A 3397-nucleotide genomic window follows, 5' to 3' on the forward strand; every position below is an offset into this window, starting at 1 on the left:
CCAGCCGCTGGCCCGCCGCCAGCCGCAGCGGCGCCGCCACGACCGCGGCGACCGCCGACCACCGACGCGGCATCGCCACCACCGCCGCCCCGGCAACCAGCGCGGCGGCGACGTCGACCGCGACCACCCAGCCGGCGTCGCGCAGCATCGGCTGCAGCGCCAGCCCGACGGCCAGCACTAGCGCCAGCGGGTCGATCGGGCGTGGCGTCGCGCGGGCGCCGGCGGCGATCACCAGCAGCAGGACGACGGTCAGGGCCAGGCCGATGCGTTGGCCGGCGACCCCGGTCGCCGCCAGGGCAGCGGCCAGCAGCGCGCAGAGCAGCGCGGATCGGGACATGCGGGATCCTCCTCGTGACGGGACGTGATCGGGCGGCGTCTTCGGAGAGCGCGCCGCGGGCTGCGACCGGGCGGACCCGGGGCGGCAGGGCTAGGGCAGCTCGACGACCATCCGGCAGCCGTGCGGCGTCGCCGCTTCGGCGCGGATCGTGCCGCCGTGCAGCTCGACGATCGAGCGGGCGATCGCCAGGCCGAGGCCGGCGCCGGTGGTCGTGCGGGAGCGGTCGCCGCGGGCGAAGCGCTCGAAGACCCGCTCGGCGTCGGCCGGGTCGAGGCCCGGCCCGCGGTCCTCGACCTCGAGCCGGACGCCACCGCCCGGCCGGCCGCGCGCCCGCACCGTCACCGCGGTCCCCGGGGCGTGGCGCTGGGCGTTCTCCAGCAGGTTGGCGACGACCTGGCGCAGACGATCGGGATCGCCACTCGCCCGCAGGCCGTCGGCCAGCTCGACCACCGGGGTCGTCGCTTCCGCCTCGGCCGCCCCTGCCGGCCGCACCTCGTCGAGCAGCTCGGCGACGGCGAACGACCGTCGCCGCAGGACCGCCGCGCCGGCCTCCAGCTGCGACAGGTCCAGCAGCTGGTCGGCCAGGTCGCCCAGCCGCCGGACCTGGCCCAGCAGTTCCTCGGGATCCAGCGGCTCGACCCCGTCGACCGCGTTCTCCAGCACGGCGCGCAGGGCGCTCAGCGGCGTCCGCAGCTCGTGCGCGGCATCGGCGACCAGGTCCCGGCGGATGCGGTCGGTCTGCTCCAGCTCGGCGGCCATCCGGTTGAAGGCGACGCCCAGCTGGCCGACCTCGTCGCGGGTCGTGACGGCGACGCGCTGGCCGTGCTCGCCGCGCGCGATCGCGTCGGCGGCGCGGCTCATCGCCCGCAGCGGCGAGATCATCCCCCGCGCCACGACCTGGACGGTCAGCAGCGACAGCGCCAGGGCGGCCAGGGCCCCGTAGCGCAGGCGCACGTCCAGCAGCGCGGCGACGAGCATCGTCCCGGCCGTGACGCCGATCGCCAGCACGATCACCAGGCCGAGCTTCAGCTTCAGCGAGCCGAGCCGGTCGAGCGGGTTGCTCACGGCTGGTCCCCCAGCGCGTAGCCGTGGCCGGTGACGGTCCGCACCACGCCGGCCCCGAGCTTGCGCCGCAGCGCCGCGACGTGCGAGTCGACGGTCCGGGTCGAGCCGCCGGTCCGCCATTCCCAGACCTGCGCCAGCAGCTCGTCGCGGGTGAACGCCCGGCCGGGCCGCGCCGCGAGCGTCGCCAGCAGGTCCAGCTCGGTCGGGGTCAGCGCGACCTGCTCGCCGTCGTGCAGCAGCCGCCGCCCGTCGAGGTCGAGGACGTAACGGCCGAGCGCGATCCGCGACGGCGCCGCGGCCTCGGCCGTGCGGGCGCTGCGGCGCAGGATCGCGTGGACGCGGGCGACCAGCTCGCGGGGGCTGAACGGCTTGGTCAGGTAGTCGTCGGCCCCGATCCCGAGCCCGACCAGCACGTCGGCCTCGGCGTCGCGGGCGGTCAGGAAGAGCACCGGCACCGGGCGATCGGCCTGGATCCGGCGGCAGGCCTCGATCCCGTCGAAGCCGGGCAGCATCCAGTCCAGGACGACCAGGTCGGGCGCCAGCCGCGTGCACAGCTCGACGCCCGCCGGGCCGGTGCCCGCGACCTCGACGTCGAAGCCCTCGGACCGCAGGCGGGCGGCGACCGCGCCGGCGATCGTCGCCTCGTCCTCGACCACCACGATCGTCCGCCGGCTCATCGGGGGCGATGCTACGGGCGGCCGCGTGCGGCGCGGGTCGGCGCGATGTGCGGATCCTGTGCAGGTCCGACGGCGCCCCGCCCTCAACCAGCCGCGACCCAGGCCGCCACCCGCTCGCCGATCTCCGCGCCCGCGTCCTCGGGCAGGAAGTGGCCGCCGTCGATCAGCTGCGGCTCGCCGGCGCGGGTCAGCAGCCGCTCGCCGATCAGCCGTGCCAGCGGGTCGGCCGGCAGGACGGGGTCCTGGGCGCCCCACAGGATCAGCTGCGGTCGCCGGTCGGCTCGCAGCGCCTGCTGGGTGGCGGCACCGGCGGCCGCGCCGGGATCGTCCGGGGCGCGCGGGATCAGCAGCGGCAGCGCGCGGGCGCCGGCGGTCGCCGCGGGCACGTCGAACGGCGCCTCGTAGGCGTCCACGACCGCGGGCGCCAGGTCGGTCGCGCAGCCGCCGTTGACCAGGAACCCGATCGGCAGCTCGGTCGCCTGCTCGACGAAGTCGCGGAAGCTGTGCCAGGCGGGGCTCATCTTCTGGTTGCCGTCGAAGACCCCCGTGTCCATCGCCACCAGCCGCGCGAACCGCTCCGGCCGCTCCAGCGCCGCGGTTCGCAGGCCGACCGGCCCGCCCCAGTCGTGGCAGACGAGCGTCGCGTCGCGCAGGTCGAGCCCGTCGACCAGGTCGACCAGCGAGGCGACCAGCCGGTCGTAGGAGTACCAGCCGACGTCGGTCGGCTTGTCGGAGCGCCCGAAGCCCGGCAGGTCGGGCGCCACGCAGCGGAATCCGGCGTCGACCAGGGTCGCGATCGTCGTCCGCCAGAGGAACGACCAGGTCGGCTCGCCGTGGACCAGCAGCGCGACCGGGCCGTCGGCCGGGCCCTCGTCGAGGTGGGCCAGCCGCAGCCCCTCCCACTCGCGGTAGCGGGGCTCGTAGGGGAAGTCGGGGAGTGCGGTGAAGCGCTCCTCGGGCGTGCGGTGGACGTCGACGGACATGCGGTTCCTGGCGATCGCGGCGCGGGCAGACGGGCGCGGCGGCGTGCCGGCCCGGTCGCGGCGATCCTCCCCCACGCGGCCACCGTGCGTCCAGCCCGCCGATCGCCGAAACGTCCAACGCCGGCGCCCGGTATGGCTCGTCGGGCGCGACGACGGTGCGATGATCGCTCGCGTGCCGCCCGCCGACGACGAACCCCGGGGCTACGGTGCCCGTCGGGGCTGGCGGGCACCGAAGGGCGCGGGCGCGCGTCGCAGCCGACGGGCCAGGCGCGGCGAGGATCCGGCCCGCGACGGCGAGCCGGCGGCCGACGCCCCGGCCCCCGGCAGCACGGCGG

At 77.2% G+C, this 3397-nt stretch carries 3 protein-coding genes and 1 pseudogene; all 4 read right to left on the minus strand.

Annotated elements, in window-relative coordinates; all coding sequences use genetic code 11:
• A pseudogene (locus PAI11_RS10960) lies at nt 1-337 on the minus strand (hypothetical protein); the annotation flags it as partial.
• Between the two features lie 90 nt (nt 338-427).
• Nucleotides 428-1402, minus strand: a complete 975-nt coding sequence (locus PAI11_RS10965) for a HAMP domain-containing sensor histidine kinase (protein ID WP_007574429.1) — start codon at nt 1400-1402, stop codon at nt 428-430.
• Nucleotides 1399-2079 (minus strand): response regulator transcription factor, encoded by a 681-nt coding sequence (locus PAI11_RS10970; RefSeq protein WP_007574431.1) that lies wholly within the window; start codon nt 2077-2079, stop codon nt 1399-1401. Before PAI11_RS10970 ends, PAI11_RS10965 begins: the two co-directional genes overlap by 4 nt.
• A gap of 83 nt (nt 2080-2162) precedes the next feature.
• Nucleotides 2163-3062 (minus strand): haloalkane dehalogenase, encoded by a 900-nt coding sequence (locus PAI11_RS10975; protein ID WP_007574433.1) that lies wholly within the window; start codon nt 3060-3062, stop codon nt 2163-2165.
• Nucleotides 3063-3397: the final 335 nt, after the last annotated feature.

It is taken from the genome of Patulibacter medicamentivorans (assembly GCF_000240225.1).
Taxonomy (GTDB): domain Bacteria; phylum Actinomycetota; class Thermoleophilia; order Solirubrobacterales; family Solirubrobacteraceae; genus Patulibacter; species Patulibacter medicamentivorans.